The organism is Kitasatospora sp. NPDC051984 (assembly GCF_044593455.1).
In the GTDB taxonomy this organism is placed as follows: Bacteria; Actinomycetota; Actinomycetes; order Streptomycetales; family Streptomycetaceae; genus Kitasatospora.
Genome location: NZ_JBIUCB010000007.1, coordinates 324100 through 343139 on the forward strand (window position 1 = coordinate 324100; position 19040 = coordinate 343139).

General features: G+C 72.3%; 19 protein-coding genes. 7 read left to right on the top strand and 12 right to left on the bottom strand.

Features of this window, described 5'->3' with window-relative positions:
• Nucleotides 1-45 precede the first annotated feature (45 nt).
• Nucleotides 46-975, bottom strand: coding sequence for a lytic polysaccharide monooxygenase (locus tag ACIHEI_RS17320; protein ID WP_396607202.1), 930 nt, complete (start codon nt 973-975; stop codon nt 46-48).
• A 535-nt stretch (nt 976-1510) separates the two neighbouring features.
• Nucleotides 1511-2032, bottom strand: a complete 522-nt coding sequence (locus ACIHEI_RS17325; RefSeq protein WP_396607203.1) for a protein phosphatase — start codon at nt 2030-2032, stop codon at nt 1511-1513.
• A 177-nt stretch (nt 2033-2209) separates the two neighbouring features.
• Here ACIHEI_RS17325 and ACIHEI_RS17330 point away from each other — a divergent pair, with 177 nt between their 5' ends.
• Nucleotides 2210-3640 carry a lamin tail domain-containing protein gene (locus ACIHEI_RS17330; RefSeq protein ID WP_396607204.1) on the top strand — a complete coding sequence of 477 codons (1431 nt, stop codon included), beginning with the start codon at nt 2210-2212 and terminating at the stop codon, nt 3638-3640.
• Between the two features lie 7 nt (nt 3641-3647).
• On the opposite strand, the gene ACIHEI_RS17335 is transcribed toward ACIHEI_RS17330, so the two are convergent.
• The 3 genes from ACIHEI_RS17335 to ACIHEI_RS17345 all read right to left on the bottom strand — a co-directional run bounded on the left by ACIHEI_RS17335 (nt 3648) and on the right by ACIHEI_RS17345 (nt 6106).
• Entirely contained in the window at nt 3648-4430 is a 783-nt protein-coding gene (locus tag ACIHEI_RS17335; RefSeq protein WP_396607205.1) for a hypothetical protein, read from the bottom strand.
• 104 nt (nt 4431-4534) lie between these two features.
• Nucleotides 4535-5503, bottom strand: a complete 969-nt coding sequence (locus ACIHEI_RS17340; protein WP_396607206.1) for a hypothetical protein — start codon at nt 5501-5503, stop codon at nt 4535-4537.
• 48 nt (nt 5504-5551) lie between these two features.
• Nucleotides 5552-6106, bottom strand: a complete 555-nt coding sequence (locus ACIHEI_RS17345; RefSeq protein WP_396607207.1) for a hypothetical protein — start codon at nt 6104-6106, stop codon at nt 5552-5554.
• A 196-nt stretch (nt 6107-6302) separates the two neighbouring features.
• On the opposite strand from ACIHEI_RS17345, the gene ACIHEI_RS17350 reads away from it, so the two are divergent.
• The 3 genes from ACIHEI_RS17350 to ACIHEI_RS17360 all read left to right on the top strand — a co-directional run bounded on the left by ACIHEI_RS17350 (nt 6303) and on the right by ACIHEI_RS17360 (nt 9061).
• Entirely contained in the window at nt 6303-7136 is an 834-nt protein-coding gene (locus tag ACIHEI_RS17350; RefSeq protein ID WP_396607208.1) for a hypothetical protein, read from the top strand.
• A 40-nt stretch (nt 7137-7176) separates the two neighbouring features.
• Nucleotides 7177-7713, top strand: a complete 537-nt coding sequence (locus ACIHEI_RS17355) for a carboxymuconolactone decarboxylase family protein (protein WP_396607209.1) — start codon at nt 7177-7179, stop codon at nt 7711-7713.
• Between the two features lie 85 nt (nt 7714-7798).
• On the top strand, nt 7799-9061 hold the full coding sequence (locus tag ACIHEI_RS17360; protein ID WP_396607210.1) for an MFS transporter: 1263 nt from the start codon (nt 7799-7801) through the stop codon (nt 9059-9061).
• Nucleotides 9062-9308: 247 nt separating this feature from the next.
• On the opposite strand, the gene ACIHEI_RS17365 is transcribed toward ACIHEI_RS17360, so the two are convergent.
• Nucleotides 9309-9923: a hypothetical protein gene (locus ACIHEI_RS17365; protein WP_396607211.1), complete on the bottom strand. Its 615-nt coding sequence runs from the start codon at nt 9921-9923 to the stop codon at nt 9309-9311.
• Between the two features lie 85 nt (nt 9924-10008).
• Here ACIHEI_RS17365 and ACIHEI_RS17370 point away from each other — a divergent pair, with 85 nt between their 5' ends.
• Nucleotides 10009-10425, top strand: coding sequence for an SRPBCC family protein (locus tag ACIHEI_RS17370; RefSeq protein ID WP_392946107.1), 417 nt, complete (start codon nt 10009-10011; stop codon nt 10423-10425).
• Between the two features lie 49 nt (nt 10426-10474).
• Here the strand turns inward: ACIHEI_RS17370 and gdhA are convergent, their stop codons facing one another.
• The 3 genes from gdhA to ACIHEI_RS17385 all read right to left on the bottom strand — a co-directional run bounded on the left by gdhA (nt 10475) and on the right by ACIHEI_RS17385 (nt 14702).
• Nucleotides 10475-11854 carry an NADP-specific glutamate dehydrogenase gene (gdhA, locus tag ACIHEI_RS17375; protein ID WP_396607212.1) on the bottom strand — a complete coding sequence of 460 codons (1380 nt, stop codon included), beginning with the start codon at nt 11852-11854 and terminating at the stop codon, nt 10475-10477.
• 267 nt (nt 11855-12121) lie between these two features.
• Complete coding sequence (locus tag ACIHEI_RS17380) at nt 12122-12946, bottom strand: barstar family protein (RefSeq protein WP_396607213.1); 825 nt, start codon at nt 12944-12946, stop codon at nt 12122-12124.
• Between the two features lie 49 nt (nt 12947-12995).
• Nucleotides 12996-14702: a glycoside hydrolase family 13 protein gene (locus ACIHEI_RS17385; protein ID WP_387647951.1), complete on the bottom strand. Its 1707-nt coding sequence runs from the start codon at nt 14700-14702 to the stop codon at nt 12996-12998.
• A gap of 307 nt (nt 14703-15009) precedes the next feature.
• On the opposite strand from ACIHEI_RS17385, the gene ACIHEI_RS17390 reads away from it, so the two are divergent.
• On the top strand, nt 15010-15513 hold the full coding sequence (locus ACIHEI_RS17390) for a helix-turn-helix transcriptional regulator (RefSeq protein ID WP_396607214.1): 504 nt from the start codon (nt 15010-15012) through the stop codon (nt 15511-15513).
• Here the strand turns inward: ACIHEI_RS17390 and ACIHEI_RS17395 are convergent.
• A complete protein-coding gene (locus tag ACIHEI_RS17395; protein ID WP_396607215.1) occupies nt 15506-16276 on the bottom strand; it encodes a TetR/AcrR family transcriptional regulator in 771 nt (256 codons plus the stop codon). The genes ACIHEI_RS17390 and ACIHEI_RS17395 overlap by 8 nt on opposite strands.
• Nucleotides 16277-16372: 96 nt before the next feature.
• Nucleotides 16373-17899: an MFS transporter gene (locus ACIHEI_RS17400; RefSeq protein ID WP_396607216.1), complete on the bottom strand. Its 1527-nt coding sequence runs from the start codon at nt 17897-17899 to the stop codon at nt 16373-16375.
• 181 nt (nt 17900-18080) lie between these two features.
• Here ACIHEI_RS17400 and ACIHEI_RS17405 point away from each other — a divergent pair, with 181 nt between their 5' ends.
• On the top strand, nt 18081-18416 hold the full coding sequence (locus ACIHEI_RS17405) for a hypothetical protein (RefSeq protein ID WP_396607217.1): 336 nt from the start codon (nt 18081-18083) through the stop codon (nt 18414-18416).
• On the opposite strand, the gene ACIHEI_RS17410 is transcribed toward ACIHEI_RS17405, so the two are convergent.
• A complete protein-coding gene (locus ACIHEI_RS17410; protein WP_396607218.1) occupies nt 18367-18891 on the bottom strand; it encodes an RICIN domain-containing protein in 525 nt (174 codons plus the stop codon). The genes ACIHEI_RS17405 and ACIHEI_RS17410 overlap by 50 nt on opposite strands.
• Between the last annotated feature and the right edge of the window lie 149 nt (nt 18892-19040).

The following is a 19040-nucleotide window of genomic DNA, read 5'->3' on the forward strand; positions in this document are numbered from 1 at the left end:
GGGGCCGCGCCACCCGCCTGACTCGCGTCGGGCGTTCATGGGCCGTCAGGCGGTGACGGCGGCGTTGCGCATCCGGCGGGCCAGGTACACGCCCGAGGCGGTTGCCGACAGCAGGCCGGCGCCGGCCAGGCCGAGCAGGGCGTTGCTGCTGTTGGTGTGGGTCGACGCGGCGGTGCTGGTCGCGGCGGTGCCGGCGGCGGCCTCCTGGGCGGTCAGGGCGTCGCCGCCGTGGCCGGTGTGGGAGACGGAGGAGTGGTCGGCGCCCGCGGCGATCTGCGCCTCGGTGGGCGCGGACGGCGTCTGGGCGGCGAGCGCGCCGGCCGCGGCCGCGGTGCCCGAGCCGAAGTCGACGTCCGAGCAGCCGAAGAACGCCTCCGGGCTGTCGGTGCGCTGCCACACCATGTAGACGATCTGACGACCGGTGCGCTGCGGCAGGTTGACGTTGACGTTGTAGTAGCCGTTGTCCGAGGTGCGCGGGCTGGCGAAGGTGGCGATCGGGTTCGCCAGGTCCAGGTTGGACCACTTCAGCGGCTGGGTCGGGTTGTAGCTGCTGTTGGTGATGTACAGCGTCATGACGCCCTGGTGGGGCGCGGTGACGCGGAAGTTGAAGGTCTTCGCGCCGGCCGCCACAGAGGTGGCCGGCCAGTCGGTGCGGGCCCAGTCCAGGGCGCGGTACTTGTCGCGGTTGGCGGAGCACAGGTGGCCGTCGGGGATGATCTGCTGGGCCTGCCCGTTGGCGCTGGCGATGTTGACCTCGTTCCAGTCGTACAGCGGCTGGGTGCCGCTGTCCGCGACGAGGTCCTTGCAGACCTGGGACTTGGGGGCCTCGGGGCCCTCCGCGTAGCAGGCGGCGACGCGGCTGGCGGGGCCGAACATCGCGCCGTGGGCGCCGGCGGTGCCGGCGGCGAAGGTGGTGGCGACCAGGGCGCCCGCGCCCACTGCGGACGCGGTGAGCAGACGACGGGACCAGGACATGGTTCTCCTCGGAAAAGTGCCGGGTCGATGGTGGGGGAAGGGGCGGACGTACGTCCGCCCGACGCCCAGGGAGCGACCCGTGGGCGGCGCGGTGTGGACCCGGCACACCGCGAACGGACCGAAGGCTACGATTGGCCTATACCAATTGACAAGTGTCTGCCACATTCGGCCGGTGCCCCGATGGCGGCATCCGGCCACCCGCAACACCGTTGGCGAGCCGCCGACCTGGCGTTGCATCAGAATCCGCCGACCGCGCGCTCGGCGAAAAGCACCAGCGGAATCGGCCTCCGACCAGGCCCGGAACCTACCGCCGCCGTACCCGCCGGGCTACGTCCACCCGCCGGCGCGGCCACCTCCACCCTCCGCGCGCGGTGTGCGACGGCTCCGGCGGATAAGGAGGTCATAAGCCACCGATAACCCGCAGCCAACCCGCCAAAGGTCCGCCGAAGCCCCGCCCGGCGGCCCCGCGCCCGCCCGCCCGGCGGCCCCGCGCGCGCCCGCCCGGCGGCCCCGCGCGCGCCCGCCCGATGCCTCGTCAGCTCCCGGGCGCGGTCAGCGAGCTGATCAGGCGCGCCGTGTCGAGACCGGTCTCCAGGTAGGCGACGAAGAGTTCGTTGTTCAACGCCCAGGGCGAGCGTCGTGCCCGTACCCGGCGGATCGCCCCGGCGGTGTCCGCACCCAGTTCGACCAGCGCCTGGGCCACCACCAGCCCGGACCGGTTGTAGCCGGAGTGGCAGCGCACCAGCACCCGGCGTCCGGCCGCGACCGCCGCCGCCGTGTACTCGGCCGCGGCCTGGACGGTGGCCAGCTGCTCGGCGTCCAGCGGGTCGTCCGGCACCTCGGCGACCAGGTGCTCGACGCCCGGGTCGGGCCCGTGGCCGGGTGCCGTGAACAGGCTGACCACCAGGTCGAACTCGGCGCCGACGCACACGAATTGGAGCTCACCGGTGGGGTCGTGCCAGTAGTGGCCGCCCATCCACAGGCCGGGTGCGACCTCGTTCCACGGCTCCTCGGGCGGCCCCGGCAGGTCGGGACCGTCCTTCCGTCGGGTCTTCATGTCATCGCCTCCCCGCCCGACAACGCGATCGGTCCCGGCACGGTTCCCGCAAGCACCGGGGCCGGGGCGGGGTTCGCCGGGCGTTCATGCGGGGAACAGGTCGCGGTGGGGCTTCGTTGGGGCGGGGTCGGGAGGTTGGTCGGCGCCGTGTTCACACCGAACCGAGGGACGGAAACCGTGATCGAACCGCGCGCCCCGAAGTGGCGTCGTCGCCTCTCGCTGCTGCTGGCCGCCGTCGCGTTGCCGGTCGTCGGCGTGGGAGTGCTGACCGCCTCGCCCGCCGCCGCCGCGCCGACCGACGACATCCGCCTGAACGAGGTGGTGACGACCGGGTCGGTGAACGACTCGATCGAGCTGTACAACAAGGGCACCGCGACGATCGACCTGTCGGGGTGGATCCTCAAGGACGACAACGACAGCAACAAGTACAAGATCGCCTCCGGCACCAGCCTGGCCCCGGGCGGCTTCAAGGCCTTCGACGTGCACGGCAGTTTCGGCCTCGGCTCCGCCGACAGCGCCCGGCTGTACCTGGCCGACGGCACCACCCTGGTCGACTCGTTCAGCTGGAGCTCGCACTCCAACCCCTCCTGGTCGCGCTGCGCCGACGGCACCGGCGACTGGACCCAGGCCGCCACCCTGACCCTCGGCGCCGCCAACAACTGCGGCTCCGGCGGCGGCGGTTCCACGACCCCGGTGGCCTGGCCCGGCGGTTCGACGGTCGCCACCGCCGACGCCGCCAACGTGTTCGGCACCGACCTGTCCGGCCTCTACCAGGAGGGCGGCGTGATGTGGGGCGCGCAGAACTCCGGCAAGCTGTGGCGGCTGGTCCCGAACGGCTCCGGCGGCTGGACGCCCGACACCGCCAACGGCTGGGGCTCCGGCAAGGCGCTGCGCTTCCCCGGCGGCACCGGCACCCCCGACGACGAGGGCGTCACCCTGACCGGCGCGGGCTCGGCCGGCGGCGTGTACGTCTCCAGCGAGCGCAACGCCGACGCCTCGTCCACCAGCCGGCTGTCCGTGCTGCGCTACGACGTGTCCGGCACCGGCAGCACGCTGACCGCCACCCGGGAGTGGAACCTCACCCCCGACCTGCCCGCCACCGGCGCCAACCTCGGCCTGGAGGGCATCACCTGGGTGCCCGACAGCTACCTGACCGGCGCGGGCTTCAAGGACGCCGCCACCGGCGCCGCCTACGACCCGAGCCGCTACGCCGCGCACACCGGCGGCGTGTTCTTCGTGGGCGTCGAGGGCTCCGGCACCGTCTACGGCTACGTGCTGCTGGAGGCCGGCGGGTTCACCAAGGTCGCCACCCTCAGCAGCGGCATGGCCGGCGTGATGGAACTCCAGTGGGAGCCGCAGGCCAACCGGCTCTGGGTGGTCTGCGACGACACCTGCTCCGGCCAGCACCGGACCTTCCAGGTGAACACCGCCGGGTCCTTCGCCGTCACCGCCGTCCACAACCGCCCCGCCGGTATGCCGAACATCAACAACGAGGGCTTCACCCTGGCCGGCGCCGACGAGTGCGTGGGCGGCAGCAAGCCCGTCTACTGGTCCGACGACAGCAACACCGGCAGCCACGCACTGCGCAAGGGCAGCATCAACTGCTGATCCGGCGTCAGAGGTCGGCGGGCGGCGAGGTCTCGGCGACCGGGCCGTACTCGGCGAGGCCGGTGGTGGACCGGAGACGGTAGCCATCGGCCTCGCAGGTCAGCGTCAGTACGGACAGCCGGCCGTCGCCGTCGACCAGCAGGTCGGCGACGCAGTCCGAGGCGTAATGCTGGGCCAGCTGCGAACGGGAGACGGCGTCGAACGCCCCGGCGACCGTCGCGAGCGGGAGTCGCCCGACCAGGTGGAAGCCCATGCCGCCGCGGAGTGTCCGGATTCTCGCCCGCCCGCGGAAGGACCCCGGGTCGTTCCGCAGCAGTTCCCGGGCCAGCACGCGGTGGTCGGTGAGCAGCGGCTCCGGCGGGCGCGGCGACCGCACCCACGCGGCGTCGTCGGAGCGGGTGTACGCGGCTTCCCGGGTGATCGTCAGATATGCCTGGCTTCGGGCCGGTTGCTCCGCAGAAGCCGATATCACGCTGAGTGCCCCGGTCTGCTGGTCGTCCGACACGTTGACCACGCCCTGCCGCCGCACGGTGCGCGTGCCGTCCGTGACTTCGACGTTGAGCACCGCGGAGAACGGCTGCGCGGGCAGCGCGAGAGCCGCCCGGAGCTCGGCCAACTCCTGGTCGGGGCTGACCGGCCACGCCGCGCCGGCCGACGCGGGTACGGCCCGTGCGCCGGACGGCGCGGGCAGCGGCCTCGGCGCGGACACGCCCCCCGAACACCCCGTCAGCGCGGCCGCCAGCACCCCTGCGGCCACCGTGACCACCACGCCGCCCCTGTGCGTCACCACGGACCCAACCCCCACCGCAACCCTCGACTTGATCAGCGACCGATACGTTGTCGCAGGTCAGGGGTGGAGCGCAAGGGATTTCGGCCGGTGGACCGAGAAAGTTCTCAGGAGGTGAAACCGGCGTGGACGTGGTCGTGGTGGGTCGGGTCGCTGAAGAACTGGTTCGCCGCCTGTCCGCCGGACAGCAGGCGCGGGCCGCCCACGTTGTACGAGCCGGCGGCCGCGGCGGCGCGCATGAAGGAGTCGACCAGCTCGGTGGGGGTGGCCGGGTCCACCACCGGGTGGCCGTCGATCTGCCAGGTGTCGAAGGCCTTCCCCAGCGGGTGGTCGCTCGGCCGGTCGGTGCCGAACACCAGCAGCGGATGGCCGGAACGCACCACGCTGACCTGGAAACTGTACGGACCGGCCAGCGTCAGCATCGCGCTCAGCACCGAGTCGTGGACCTGCCCGCTGCGCACGTCGGCCGCGGCGGCGGGCGGCAGCACGATCCGGGGCTGGGCGAGCACCCGGGTCGCCGGGTCGGAGAGGGTGGCCGCCGGCGGGCCGGGGTTGGCGGGGTGCAGGGCGGTGACGTCCCACCGGGGGTCGGCCCGGGACAGCCGCACGTCGACCGTGGTGCCCGCGGACTGCGGGGCCCCGTTCGGCCCGGCCAGCCACTGGCGGCACACCACCAGGACGCTCGCCGAGTCGCTCAGCAGCCCGCCGTACTGGGCGTCGATCACCTCCACCGCGGCCTGCGGGGCGTCCGCCAGCAGCGTTCCGCCCTGTTGGGCGAGCCCGGCCGGCAGCCCGAGCGCCGCCACCCGCTGCCCGGCCGCCGCCGCGCCCTGCCCGCCCGGCGGCCAGCTGCCGATCGCCTCCACCACCTGCACCGCCCGGAGTTTGACGTCCGGTTGGAGTTCGCCCGGCCCGGGCTGCCAGGCGGCGGGGGAGGGGAACACGGACCCGGCCGGGGACGGGGACGGTGAGCCGAAGGACCGGGCGATCGGGTGGGAGGCGGAACAGGCCGTCAGCGCGGCGCAGCCGAGTCCGGCCAGCAGGGCGGCCCGGCGGGGGAGACCAGGTGTGCTCATCCGCCCACTATCGGCGGCGGCCCGGCGGCGGCGTGAGGTGACCCGCCGTCAGGTCAGCAGATGGCCGAGGTAGCCACCGGCGGCGATCAGCCCGGTGACGAGGCAGTACGCCTGGGCGAAGCGGGTCAGCCGGGGGTCGCGGAGGAACGCGTCGTGGGTGGGCGCGAACAGGCGGATGCCGCGACGCAGCAGGCCGGTGAGGCCGGCGCCGCAGGCCAGCAGGCCGAGGCCGACCAGCGCGGTGCGCCCCGCCCAGTCGCGGAAGGCGGCGGTGGTGCAGGTGCCGTTGTTCATGCAGTGCACGTTCACCACGGCGCCCTCCGCGAACCTCCTTGGCGCGTCGGTCAGTTGCGCGGGACCGGCGGGGACGGTGCCGTGGCAGGTGGTGGTGGCGAGGCGGAGGGTGCGGACGGTGCTGCACGAGGAGACGGTCATCGGCACCTCGGGCCGGCGGCGGGCGTCCGACAGCTCCGTGAGCCGGGCCGCGCCGGTCACCAGGATGCCGACGCCGACGGCGGTGAGCAGCAGCGTCATCAGCAGGCCGACCGCGTTCGCCCGGACCGAGAGGCGCCCGCCGGCATTCGGTTTCCGTTCCTGGGCCATGACGGGCCATCACCTTCTTTTCGTGCGGGTGCGCCGGGTGCGAGCCGCGGTGTCGGACGACTCCGTGCGAATCCGGATTCCGGAGGCAAGCCTGAGGCCAGGAGGGCTTCCAATATACCCCCAGGGGGTATAAATTTCATCTCATCGAGAGGGCGACGAGCCCCCCGGAAACGCAGTACGCACTCGAGGAGATGCCATGAACAGCCACGCCGGACACGAGCACGCCGCACACAACCACGCGGGCCACGGCGGCGCCCAGGCAGGGGGACTCTCGGTGTCGGAGACCGGCTACACCCTGGAGCTCGACGCGACGATCCTCGGCGCCGGGCCGCAGACGATCACCTTCCGGGTGACCGGCCCCGACGGGCAGCCGGTGACCGCGTACGTCCCCGAGCACGAGAAGGAGCTGCACTTCATCGCCGTGCGGCGCGACACCACCGGCTTCCAGCACGTGCACCCGGTGCGGGACGGCAAGGGCGTCTGGACCACCGAGCTGACCCTGACGCCGGGCGACTGGAAGTTCTTCACCGACATCCACCCGGCCGCCCACACCGGAACCCTGACGCTCGGCGCCGACGTCGCCGTCGCCGGTGCCTACGACCCGCGCCCGCTCCCGGAGAGCACCGGGATCGCCCGGATCGGCGACTACGCGGTCACGCTCGACGGCGAGCTGCTGGCCGGCGAGGCGAGCGAGCTGACCCTCACCGTCAGCCGCGACGGACACCCCGTGACCGACCTCGAGCCCTACCTGGCCGCCTACGGACACCTGGTGGCGCTGCGCGTCGGCGACCTCGGCTACCTCCACGTCCACCCGGAGGGCGCCCCCGGCGACGGCGTCACCGCGCCCGGCCCGGAGATCTCCTTCATGGCCGTCGCGCCCTCGGCCGGCACCTACCGCCTGTTCCTGGACTTCCAGCACGAGGGCACTGTGCGGACCGCCGAGTTCACGGTGCGCACCACCACGAAGACCGCCACCGCCGCGCCGGGGCACGAGCACCACGCCCACCACGGGCACCACGGGCACCACTGAAAGCGCGACCCCCGTCCGCTCCGAAGAAGGGAGTACGCACATGCCCCGCCTCACCGCCCTCACGCCCGACACGGCAGTGGGCGCCTCGCGCGACCTCCTCGCCGACCTGGTCTCCCGGCACGGCAGCATCGGCGACATGGTCTCCACCATGGCCCACTCACCGGCCGTCCTGGGCGGATACCTCCAGCTCAGCCGGGCCATGGGCCGCGCCAAGCTCGACCGCAGGATCAGCGAACGGATCTCCGTCGCCGTCCAGGTGCAACAGGGGTGCGGCCGCTGTCTCGACGCCCACGTCGGCGCCGCCCGCGCGCTCGGAGTGGACGAGGACGAGATCGAGCGGGCCCGCAAGGGCACCTCGGCCGATCCCGCGATCGCGGCGATCATCGCCCTCGCCCTCCAGGTCTACCGCGAACCGACGTCGATCACCGACGAACAGGTCACCGCGCTGCGCGCGCACGGCTACAGCGACCGCGCGATCGCGGATGTGGTCGGCGTCGTCGCGCTGAACATCCTCACCGGTGCCTTCAACCTCCCGGCCGGCCTCACACCGGGAAACGAGGGCGACACCGATGAGTAGCGAGAACACCCCTGCCTGTACGTGCGGGGCACGGCCGCCACCCCGGGGGCCGTGCCCGGCCGGATGGACCCGGAAGGAACCCGTCATGCGACTGTTCGCGATCCGTGACTACCGCCACCTCTTCGCCGCCCAGGTCATCGCCCTCTTCGGCACCGGACTGACCACCGTGGCCCTCGGCCTCCTCGCCTACGACCTCGCCGGTCCCCGCGCCGGCACGGTGCTGGGCACCGCACTGACCATCAAGATGGTGATGTACGTGGTCATCGCGCCGCCGGCCGCCGCGTACATCGACCGGCTCCCCAGACGAGCCGTGCTCGTCGCGCTCGACGTGATCCGCGGCTCGGTCGTCCTGCTGCTGCCGTTCGTCAGCGAGATCTGGCACGTCTACGTCCTGATCGGGCTGCTCCAGGCCGGTTCCGCGGCGTTCACGCCGACGTTCCAGGCCGTCATCCCCGACATCGTCACCGACGACGCCGCCTACACCCGTGCGCTGTCCGCCTCCCAGGTGGCCTCCACCATGGAGAGCCTGCTCAGTCCCGTGCTGGCCGGCCTGGCCCTGACGTTCCTGAGTTTCGACCGGCTGTTCCTCGGCACCTCCGTCGGGTTCCTGCTCTCCGCGCTCCTCGTTCTGTCGACCCGCATCCCGAACGCCCGCCCGAGCGCCCACAGCAAGGCCTGGGACAAGGCGGCGGCAGGGATCAGGACCTTCCTCACCACACCGCGGCTGCGCGGCATCATGGCGCTGAACCTGACGGTCGCCGCCGCCGGTTCGATCGTCGTGGTGAACACCGTCAACTACGTGCGTGACGAGCTCGGCGGCTCGCAGTCGGAGGTCGCCTGGATGCTCGCCGCCTCCGGCACCGGAACGCTGCTGGCCGCGCTCGCGCTGCCCCGGGTCCTCGACCGGATCGCCGCCCGCACCGTGATGATGGCCGGCGCCGCCGTCCTGGTGGCCGCGATCGCCGCCGCGGCGACCGTCATCGCGGCCGGGCTCGCCACCTGGGCCGGTACGGCCGCCATCTGGATCGCGACCGGGATCGGCATGGCGCTGATCATCACCCCGACCGGCAAGGTCCTGCGCGCCTCCGTCGGACGCGGCGCGATCCCCGAGGTGTTCGCCGCCCAGTTCTCGCTCTCGCACCTGGCCTGGCTGATCACCTACCCGATCGCGGGCTGGCTCGGCACGACCGCCGGCTACCCGGTGACCTGGACCGTTCTGGCGGGCCTCGCCGCGGCGGGAGCCACCGGCGCCCTCGTCCTGTGGCCGCGCCACGACGGGCCGGAGACCACCAGTACGACGGTGGCAACCGCCCGGCACACCCCGGAGAACCTGGTCAAGGCCGCGTGAAGCGCCACTGCACAGAACGGGCCCGGACCGCCTGATCGCGATGCCGAGGCCCGGTCTGGCGGGATCGAACCGGTCCGAGCCGTTCCACATCCGCGGCCGCTTCTTCTCCTGCTCGCCCCGCGCGGCAGCCCGGTAGGCGTGCGCTTCCTGTCTGCGTCTTGACATGACGGTCTCCCCAGCCCCCCTGGTGCACGTGACCGTGCGGCCCACAAGTTACTCGCGCCGCAGCACCGTTGTGGTGTGGTTGTCAGAGAAATATGAACAACAGGGATCCGGTGACGGCGAGCAGGACGGTGCCGATGCCTGTCCGGGCGAGGCCGCGGCGGACTCGGCGGGTGCGCAGGAGTTCGGAGCGGTGCGGGGCGAACCGGTTGACGGCGCGGAGGGTGAGGGCGACCAGGGTGGCGCCCGTGATCAGGAGTCCGGCGACGGTGGTGAGGAGCGTGATGAAGAGCCTGCCCGCGGTGATGACGTCACAGAGGCCGTCCTGGGCGCAGCGGACCTTCACCACGGTGCCGGCCGGGTACTCCTCCGGCGCTTGGCGCAACAGCAAGCCTGCGCCGGTGACGGGTGCGCCAGGGTCGCCGGTGCCGTAGCAGCTGGTGACGGAGTCCTTGCTCCGGTGGTGGGTCTCGCACGCTCCGACAGTCATCCGCAGCTCCGGCCTGCTGTGCACGTCGGCGAGGGCCAGCGTCTGCAGCGCGCCGCCGAACAGAAACAGGGGTCCGATCACCGCCCCGATCAGTTGCAGCAGCCACGCAGGCGGCGGCGTCCGCTTGGGGGCCGGCGACAGGTCGCGGCGTTTCGGGGTGAGCCCGTGCTTCGTCCGGTCGCGCTTCTTGTGGTGCTTCTTGGTGGCCATGACGGGCCCTCACCTGTTCCTTGTCGTACGAGGCCGTGGGGCGCACAAGTTACTCCCGCGAGCGGGTCGCGGATAGGATCACCGAATGACCGAGTTCCGCATCGTGGAAGCAGTGGCGTTGTCGCCCGAGGAGACCTGGCGGCGCGTCACCGACTGGCCCCGGCACGGGGAGGCGGTGCCGTTCACCGTGGTCACCGGTGACGGCCGGACGGTGGTGGGGCGCACCGGGATCGGGCGGTTCGGGTTCGCGGACGTGATGGACGTCGAGCGGTGGGAGCCGCCGCAGGGGAGTTTCGGGGTCGGGCGGTGCCGACTGGTCAAGCGTGGGCCGGTGGTGACGGGGTGGGCCGAGATCGAGGTGCGGCCGTACCGGGGCGGCAGCGCCGTCCGGTGGCGGGAGGAGCTGCGGATCGGGGTGCTGCCCGGCCTGTTCGACCGGCCGACGGCGTGGTGCGGCCGGGTGGTGTTCCGACGGGCGCTGCGCACGCTGCTGCGCGGATGAGGAAGGCCCGGACTGCCGCCGCGGTCCGGGCCTCCTCGGTGGCAGGGCGTCAGATCAGGCCCTGGGCGAGCATCGCGTCTGCGACCAGCTCGAAGCCGGCGATGTTCGCGCCGACCACGTAGTTGCCCGGGCTGCCGTACTTCTCCGCCGTGGTGAAGCAGGAGTCGTGGATGTGCTTCATGATCTCGCCGAGCCGGTGCTCGGTGTGCTCGAAGGTCCACGAGTCGCGGGAGGCGTTCTGCTGCATCTCCAGCGCGGAGGTGGCGACACCGCCCGCGTTGGCGGCCTTGCCGGGCGCGAACGCCACGCCCGCCTCCTGGAACACCCGCACCGCCTCCGGGGTGGTCGGCATGTTGGCGCCCTCGGCGACGGCCTTCACGCCGCCGCGGACCAGCGCGAGCGCGTCCGCCTCGTGCAGCTCGTTCTGGGTGGCGCAGGGCAGCGCCACGTCGCAGGGGACGTTCCAGACGCCGGTGCCCGGCACGTACTTGACGTGCTCGCCGCGCGCCTCGGCGTAGTCGGAGACCCGGCCGCGACGGGTCTCCTTGACCTCCTTGAGCAGCGCCAGGTCGATGCCCTTCTCGTCGACCACGTAGCCGGTCGAGTCGGAGCAGGTCAGCACGGTCGCGCCCAGCTGCTGGGCCTTCTCGATCGCGTAGATCGCCACGTTGCCGGAGCCGGAGACCACCACGCGCTGCCCGGCCAGGCTCTCGCCGCGGACCCGCAGCATCTCCTCGGTGAACATCACGCAGCCGTAGCCGGTGGCCTCGGTGCGCGCCTGCGCGCCGCCCCAGCCCAGGCCCTTCCCGGTCAGGACGCCCGACTCGTAGCGGTTGGTGATGCGCTTGTACTGGCCGAACAGGTAGCCGATCTCGCGGCCGCCGACGCCGATGTCACCGGCCGGGACGTCGGTGTACTCGCCCAGGTGGCGGTGGAGTTCGGTCATGAACGACTGGCAGAACCGCATGATCTCGGCGTCCGAACGGCCCTTGGGGTCGAAGTCGGAGCCGCCCTTGCCGCCGCCGATCGGCATGCCGGTCAGGGCGTTCTTGAAGATCTGCTCGAAACCGAGGAACTTGACGATTCCGAGGTTGACGGACGGGTGGAAGCGCAGTCCGCCCTTGTACGGGCCAAGTGCGCTGGAGAACTCCACCCGGAAGCCCCGGTTGACGTGGATACCGCCCTTGTCGTCGGACCACGGCACGCGGAAGATCAGCTGCCGCTCGGGCTCGCAGACCCGCTCGATGATCCGCGCGTCGACGAGTTCGGGGCGCTGCAGCAGGACCGGGCCGAGCGTTTCGAGGACCTCACGGACCGCCTGGTGGAACTCGTTCTCGCCCTGGTTCCGCCGCAGGACTTCCTGGTACAGCGGCTCGATCAGGCGGGCGCCGGCGTCGGTGGACGCGGCAGAGCTGGGGGTGGCCGGCATCAAGGCACAACCTTCCGTGGATCGGATGGTGCACGAGGGCGCCCCGCGAGGGGGCCGCCCTTGGTCCTCCTCGCCGTTGAGGATCGCCGCCGGCATGCCTGACACGCGCCGCGCGACGGGGTGGGACCTATGGTCCACACCATTGTCACAGTGCTGACCTGTATTCATCGACAGCGTGTCCAGCATGTGAACACCTGATCGGGTGAATTCGGGCGATCGGAGGGCTTCAAGAGCCGGACCCAAAGGGTGGTGGCTCGGTGCGCGGTCTCAGCGCAGCAGGACGCGCACGTTCCGGTCCGCGAGGATCTCGTCGATGGCCCGGAGAACCGACCCGCGTTCGGGCTCGGCCGGGTCCAGCAGCTCCGCGTCGAGCGCCGCCCGGCTCGGGCCGGAGTGCTCCCACTCCAGCGTGACGGAGGCCGCGCCGCCCCAACTGGGCAGGCAGAGGCAGTCGTTCAGGGCGTCGAGGTTCCAGCCGAAGTAGCCGCCGGGGCCGTTCACGGCCTCGCCCAGTGCGCAGTAGAAGGCGTACTCGTCCACGATGTGCCGCCCGTCGAGCCGGTAATGGCCGTGCGGCGGCCACTGCTTCTCGGGTGCGGGCGGGCGGTGGGAGAACAGCGCGGCCCCCGCCCAGGCCATCCGGCCCGCCCGGTCCAGGCCGTGCCAGAGGCCGGGGCGGTCGAGGGTTCCCGAGTGGCGCAGGCGCCAGGGTAGTTCGCAGGCCGGGGAGAGACTGTCTCCGCACAGTTCGACGGTGATGTCCCACAGCCCCGCGCCGCGCTCGGACGGCTGCGCGGCCAGCACGGTGACCCCGTAGACCGACAGCCGGCCCATGCGGCGGTCCTTCGCGTCGTGCAGATACAGGTCGGCCCAGCCTTCGAGCGCGGCCCTGCGGGTGCCGATGCGGTCGAGGGCGGCGAGCAGCGAACCCGCGGGTGTGCAGCCCAGCAACTGCACGTCCCAGAGGTACTGGTCCTCCTCCGGGGTTGAGTAGTCGTACCCCGCGAACAGGCCGGCGAACTCCTGGACGTGTCCCCAGGAGTCGTCGTGCTCGTCGCCGATCAGTTCCCCGCCGATGCTGTGACCCGCCAAGTCCCTGCCCCCTTCGTCGTGTTCGGGGCAGGGTACCTGGCGGGGCCCGTCACATGCGGGGCTGGAGCCACCAGGCGGTGGTGGCCGGGGGGAGGATGCCCGGAGGGCAGGGGGCGGAGGAGAGGAGGGGGGTGCCGGTGACGGGGGCGGGGGCGGGGGTGGTGCCGAAGTTGGTGGCGACCAGGATGCCGTCGCCGCGGGTGAAGGCGAGGACGTTGGGCGGGGTCTCCAGCCAGCGGAGGGTGCCTTCGCCGAGTTGCGGGAGCAGACGGCGCAGGTGGAGGGCCTCGCGGTAGAGGTGGTAGGGGGAGGTGTGGTCGGTGAGGGCGCGCTCGGCGGTGTGGGCGGCGAAGGACGGGGGCTGCGGCAGCCAGGTGGGGGCGGAGCCGTCGGGGCTGAAGCCGAACGGGGCCTCGGTGCCGGCCCAGGGGAGCGGGACGCGGCAGCCGTCGCGGATGCCCTTGCGGCTGCCGGTGCGGTGGAAGATCGGGTCGGTGATCACATCGTCCGGCAGGTCGTCGACCTCGGGCAGGCCGAGTTCCTCGCCCTGGTACAGGTAGGCCGCGCCGGGCAGTGCCAGCATCAACAGGGCGGCGGCGCGCGCCCGTTCGGGGCTGCCGAAGCGGGTGGTGGTGCGGACCTGGTCGTGGTTGTTGAGCACCCAGGTGACGGTGGATCCGGTGGCGGTGATGTCGCGCACCGCGGCGTCGATCACCTGGTGGAAGTGCTCGCTGTCCCACGGCGCGTGCAGCAGGTGGAAGAAGAACGCCTGGTGGAGCTCGTCCGCCCGGACGTACATGGCCTGTTCGGCGGGGGTCGGCACGGAGGCCTCGCCGACCAGCAGCCGCTGCCGTCCGTCGAGCGCGGTGTACTCCTCGCAGATCGCCCGCCAGGCACGCCAGATGTCGTGCACCTCGGGCTGGTTCCAGGCCAGCGGGTTGACGGAGTCGCGGGTGCGCTCGTCGGCCTCCGGGTCGGGGGAGTCGGGGAGTTCGGGGTGCTTGAAGAGGCCGGCGGCGACGTCGATGCGGAAGCCGTCCACGCCGCGGTCCAGCCAGAAGCGCAGGACCTTCTCGAACTCGGCCGGCACCTCGGGGTTGCGCCAGTTCAGGTCCGGCTGTTCGGGGGTGAACATGTGCAGGTACCACTGGCCGGCGGTGCCGTCCGGTTCGGTGATCCGGCTCCACGCGGGGCCGCCGAACATGGCCCGCCAGTTGTTGGGCGGCAGTTCGCCGTCCGTGCCGCGGCCGTCCGCGAAGTGGAAGCGGGCCCGCTCGGGGCTGTCGGGGGCGGCGAGCAACGCGTCCTGGAACCACGGGTGTTCGGTGGAGCAGTGGTTGGGCACGGTGTCGAGGACTAGGCGCAGGCCGAGCTTGCGGCAGTCCTCGACCAGCAGGTCGAAGTCCTCCAGGGTGCCGAACATCGGGTCGACGCCCTTGTAGTCGGCGACGTCGTAGCCGTGGTCGTGCTGCGGTGACGGGTAGAACGGGTTCAGCCAGACGCCGTCCACGCCCAGGCGCTTCAGGTAGGGCAGTTGGGCCCGCACGCCCGGCAGGTCGCCGATGCCGTCGCCGTTGGAGTCCTGGAAGCTGCGGACGTACACCTGGTAGATCACCGCGGACCGCCACCAGAGCTCGTCGGGCGCGCCCGGGGCCGTCTGTTCGGCCGGGAGTCGGCGTTCCGCGGGGGCTTCGGCGGACTGGCCGGGGAGCTGGGCGGGGCGCGGCGGATCGCCGGGGACGACGGGCGTGATCATGCGTCACCTTCACGGGAGCGCGCGAGGGAGGTCGCGCTGGCAGGCGTGGGAACCGGCTGACAGGCCGTCAGTTCCTCGGGGATACCTGCATGTTAGGTATACGCCAAAGAGTGTGTCCAGGAGACTGGGGGGACGTCTGTCACCTTCTGCGCCACAGGGTGCCACCACTTGGGCCGTTTCGGATCGGGTTCCGGACGAATAACCGGGCGCGCTCGGGGGTAGGGCACGCCCAGGAGCGCCGCCCGGCGCGCGGCCGAACACGGTCCAACCGCCCGGCGCACCCCCTGAAGTTCAAGGAGGCACCCGCGTGCGGCTACCCCTGCTCGCACTGCTCGCCATGGGCCCCGCGCACGGCTACCAGCTCCGCCGGGCCCTGGAGAACACCTTCGGCCCGGCCTGGCCGCGCACCAACGACGGGCAGGTGTACATCACCCTGGGCCGGCTGGAGAAGTCCGGCCTGATCGAGGGACAGGACGTCGCCCAGGACGGCCGCCCCGCCAAGCGGGTCTTCGCGCTGACCGACCCGGGGCGGCGCGAGCTCGCCGACTGGTTCGCCCGGCCGTCCGAGGGCGCCAAGGTCCGCGAGGAGTTCTTCCTGAAACTCGTGCTGGCCCCGAAGACCCGGCTCGCCGACCGCCGCACCCTGATCGACCTTCAGCGCTCGCACTGCCTGGCCACCCTGCGCGGACTGGACGCCAGTGCCGACCGGTCCCGCGAACTCGGCATGTCCCGGCTGCTGATCGAGGGCGCGGTGCTGCAACTGAAGGCCGAGCTGGACTGGTTGGAGCGCTGTCAGCAGGAGTTCACGTAGCGGGGTTCGCGAGCCCGGCCGCCATGCCGGCCAGCATCCAGTCCAGGGCGCGGTGGAAGTGCTGTTCGCGCAGCAGCTGTTCGGAGTCCACGGGCCGGTCCGTCAGCACGCCGGACTCGGCGATCTCCGGAATCTGCATCACCGCCTCGGTGATCTCCGCGATCAGCCCCTCCTCGGTGGTGCCGGCCGCGGTCGCCTTCTCGTCCCAGTTGACCTCGTTGGCGGTGAAGCCGTAGGCGTACTGGAAGATCGCCGACAGGGCCGCCATCGCGTCGTCCTCCGGCAGCGGCGAACTGCGCGCCACCTCCAGGGCGCAGGCGGAGAACTGGATCGAGTTCGGGCCGATGTTCAGATAGTCGTTGTAGAGCCGGACCGCCCACGGGTGCGCCAGCATCGCCGCCCGCCAGGTGACCGCCAGCGCCCGCATGCCGTCCTGCCAGCTCAGCCCGTCGCTGGGCCGAGGGCGCTCCATCTCGCCCGCCACCACGTCCAACGCCAGCTCCAGCAGGTCGTCCTTGTCGGAGACGTACCAGTACAGCGACATCGGCGTGACGTCGAGGCGGGCCGCCAGCGCGCGCATCGAGAACTTCGCCTCGCCCTGCTCGTCCAGCAGCCGTACCGCCGCCGCCACGACCACCTCGCGGTCCAGCCCGCCCGCCCCGCCCGCGGCGGTTCCCGCCGCACGGGTGCCCCGGCGGCCCCGGGCGGGCTGCGGGGTGAGCCAGACGCTCTTCTTGACCTGTGAGGCGCGCTTGACGGCCACGCTGCTCCTTCGCCTTCGGTGGGACGGGCTTCGACGGCCCCCACCGTACGCGTTCGGGCCCGCGCGCGGTGCGCGGGCCCGGGGTGCTCGGTGCTGCTAAGCCGCAGGTGAGGGCTCCGGTGCGGCAGCGGGAGCGGTCGGCTGCTCGGTGCCCCGCAGCAGGGCCGCCGAGACCAGGCCGCCGAGCAGGATCGCGGCCGCGCCGATCAGCTGGCTGGAGGTCAGTCCGTCGGAGAACGCCGTCCGCACCACCTCGCGGAGGCTGTCGTCGGGTGCGGCGGCCAGCGCGTCCGGCAGTGACTTCGCGGCCGAGTCGGGCACCTGGGCGGGCAGGCCCGCCGCGAAGCGCGAGCCGAGCACCGCGCCGAGGACGGCCACGCCGAGGCCGCCGCCGAACTCGGTGGCCGTGCCCTGCACGCCCGCGCCCGCTCCCGCCCGCTCCGGCGGGATCGCGCCCATCAGGGCCGTGGCCATCGCCGGCTGGGCCACCGCGATGCCGGCGCCCATCAGCAGCAGGCCCGCGAGCAGGCCGGTGTACCCGTGCGCCGAGCCCGTCAGGGCGATCACCGCGAGGCCGCCGGACAGCAGCGCCATGCCGAGCGCGACCGCCCCCGGGAAGCCGAGCTTCGGCAGCAGCCGGGCGCCGACGCCCGTCAGGTTGAGCACCACGATCGCCAGCGCCAGCGGGGTCATCCGCAGGCCGGCCTCCAACGGGCGGTAGCCGAGCACCAGTTGCAGGTACTGGGTGAGCAGGAACAGCGAGCCCGCCATGCCGAAGGCGACCAGGACGCCGCCCGCGGCCGCGCCGTTGAAGCGGCGGTTGCGGAAGAATGACATGTCGAGCATCGGCGTCGGGGTGCGCAACTCCCAGGCCACGAAGGCGGACAGGGCGGCCGCGCCGATCGCCGCGGACAGCAGCACCCGGCCCGAGCCCCAGCCGTGCAGCGGGCCGGAGATGATCGCGAACACCACGCCGACCATGCCGACGGTGGACAGCACCGCGCCCGGGATGTCGGGCCGGCGGCCGGCCGGGTCGCGGCTCTCCGGCAGCAGGCGGGCCACCGCGAACAGGCCGATCAGCGCCACCGGAAGGTTGATCAGGAAGATCGAGCCCCACCAGAAGTGCGCCAGCAGCACGCCGCCGAGCAGCGGGCCGCCCGCGAAGCCGAGCGAGCTGACGGCGCCCCAGATGCCGATCGCCTTGGGCACCTCGTCGCCCTGGAAGACCTGCATCACCACGGCGAGCGTCGTGGTCATCAGCAGGGCGCCGCCGATGCCCATGCCGGCCCGGGCGGCGATCAGTTGGCCGGTGGACTGGGCGAAGGCGGCGGTGGCGGAGCCGATGCCGAACAGTGCCAGCCCGGCCAGCAGGGCGCGCTTGCGGCCGTACCGGTCGGCGAGGCTGCCGGCCGTCAGCAGCAGGCCGGACTGCACCAGCGAATAGGCGTTGATCATCCACTGGATGTCGGCCGTGCCCGCGCCCAACTCCTCGGTCAGCGACGGGATCGCGACGTTCAGCACGGTGTTGTCGAGCAGGACCACCAGGGTGGCGAGACACACCACCGCCAGGATCACCCAGCGGCGCGGGTGCGGGGCGGTGGCCGGGACGGACGTTGGTGACAAGAGGGCTCCCCCGGAACGGACGCGGACGAAGGCGCCCGGTGATGGCCGGGCATGTGTTGTACACCGTAGAGGAATCCTTCTACGGTGTACAACGAATATTCGCGCCAAGGGTCCGGCGGGTTGACGGCTAACGCTATTAGCCTTAGCTTTTGGTGGCGTGACGGCAGAAGGGGCGCTCTCCATGGGGAAGTTGACGGATCGACGGCCGGACGGGCCCGGCCCGGCGAGTCGGCTGGGGTGGGCGGTCCTGGCGCTGTTCTCGGCCGCCTTCGCGGTCTTCGAGGCCGCGGTGCACGGCTGGTGGACGGGCCTGGCCGGTGCCGCCCTGCTCATCGGCCCGCTGCTGGTCCACCCGGCCGCGCACCGCGCGCTGCCGCCGGTCGTCGTGCTGGTCGCCTACAGCCTCTCGCCGCTGGACCAGCCGTGGATCTTCACCGCCGCCCTCGGCCTGCTCACCGCCGTTGCCGTCAGACGTGCCAGCGCTGGTCGGCCGCGTCGTTGCAGTACCACTGGATGATCGGAGTGCGGAGCGCGGAGCTGCCGCCCTGCACGCTGACGCACAGGCCCGAGTTCTTGTTCTTGAAGCGCATGTTCGAGCTGTCGATCATGTAGTTGTCGATGTAGAAGGTCTGGTTCGCCCCGCCGTGGCACTCCCACTGGCCGAGCTGGGCACCCGGCTGGGTGGTCCAGCCCGGCGCCTCCAGGCACAGGCCCCAGCGGTTCACGATCTCGTAGGCGCCGCCGCCCGTGTTCTCGAACGTCCACAGCTGGTCGTTGTTGCCGTTGCAGTCCCACTGGAACGCCGGGAGGCCGTTGCCGTCGCCGCCGCCGTCCAGCGCCAGGCACTTGTTGGTGGCGTTGCTCCTCAGGTTCCCCTGGAAGTCGCTGGCCGCCGACGCGGAGCCCGCCGAGGTCAGCGAGAGCGTCACGGTCAGCGCGGTGACGGCGCCGGCGGTGGTGAGCAGACGGCCGAGGCCGGTCCTGCGGGTCATGGATCCTCCAGATCGGTGCTGCTGGTGCGGTGCCCCGCAAACCTAGGGCGACGCCCCGGCCGGCCGGGTGCGACCGTGCCCGGTGAGCCCCGCCGGACGGTGTCGAACCGCACACCGAGCGCGTTGATCTTCCGCTCGTGGCGCGGATA